This window comes from Streptomyces sp. NPDC040545 (assembly GCF_055595065.1).
Map to the genome: position 1 here is coordinate 1 of NZ_JBVIWA010000058.1, position 1,278 is coordinate 1,278.

Here is a 1,278-nt window from a genome sequence, read left to right on the forward strand (position 1 = left end):
CAGGGGCTCGGTGTTGGAGGCGCGGACGTTGAACCACCAGTCCTCGCCCGTCACCGTCAGACCGTCCAGCTCGTCCAGGGTGACGCCCTCACGGGCGGCGAAGGTCTCCCGCACCGCCGCCAGGCGGGCCGCCTGGTCCGCGACCGTGGAATTGATCTCGCCCGAGCCCGCGTAACGGTCGTAGGAGGCCACCAGCTCCGACAGCGGACCGTCCTGGCCGCCCAGCGCCGCCAGCACATGCAGCGCCGCCAGCATCCCCGTGTCCGCGTTCCAGAAATCCTTGAAGTAGTAGTGCGCCGAGTGCTCACCACCGAAGATCGCACCCGTCTTCGCCATCTCCTCCTTGATGAAGGAATGACCCACCCGGGTACGCACCGGGGTACCGCCGTTCTCCCGCACGACCTCCGGCACCGACCACGAGGTGATCAGGTTGTGGATCACCGTGCCGGTCCCCCCGTTACGGGCCAGTTCCCGCGCCGCGACCAGCGCGGTGACCGCCGACGGGGAGACGCCGATACCCCGCTCGTCCACGATGAAGCAGCGGTCCGCGTCACCGTCGAACGCGATACCCAGATCCGCGCCCTCCGCCAGCACCCGCGCCTGGAGATCCACGATGTTCTTCGGATCCAGCGGATTCGCCTCGTGGTTCGGGAACGTCCCGTCCAGCTCGAAATACATCGGCACCACATCCAGCGGCAGACCCTCGAACACCGTCGGAACCGTGTGCCCGCCCATACCGTTGCCCGCGTCCACCACCACCTTCAGCGGACGGATCGACCCCAGGTCCACCAGACCCTTCAGATGCGCCGCATAGCCCGGCAGGGAGTCCAGCTCCGTGACCGTGCCCGCCACCGTGCCCGCCGGAACCGCCGGAGCACCCTCGTCCGACCACTTCTCCACCAGAGCCCGGATCTGCGACAGACCCGTGTCCTGACCCACCGGAGCCGCACCCGCACGGCACAGCTTGATCCCGTTGTACCGCGCCGGATTGTGCGACGCCGTGAACATCGCACCCGGCAGACCCAGCGAACCCGACGCGTAATACAGCTGATCCGTCGAACACAGACCGATCAGCGTCACATCCACCCCACGCGCCGCCGCACCCCGCGCGAACGCCGCCGACAGACCCGGCGACGACGGACGCATGTCATGACCGATCACGATCGCACCCGCCCCCACGACCTCCACGAACGCGGCACCGAACAACCCGGCCAGGGACTCGTCCCACTCGTCCGGCACGACGCCACGCACGTCATACGCCTTGACGATGTTCGAAAG

Annotated in this window: 1 protein-coding gene; it reads right to left on the reverse strand. The window is 68.1% G+C overall.

Features of this window, described 5'->3' with window-relative positions:
* On the reverse strand, positions 1 to 1,278 hold a 1,278-nt coding region (locus tag ACZ573_RS38375), incomplete at both ends, for a phosphomannomutase/phosphoglucomutase (RefSeq protein ID WP_471313593.1).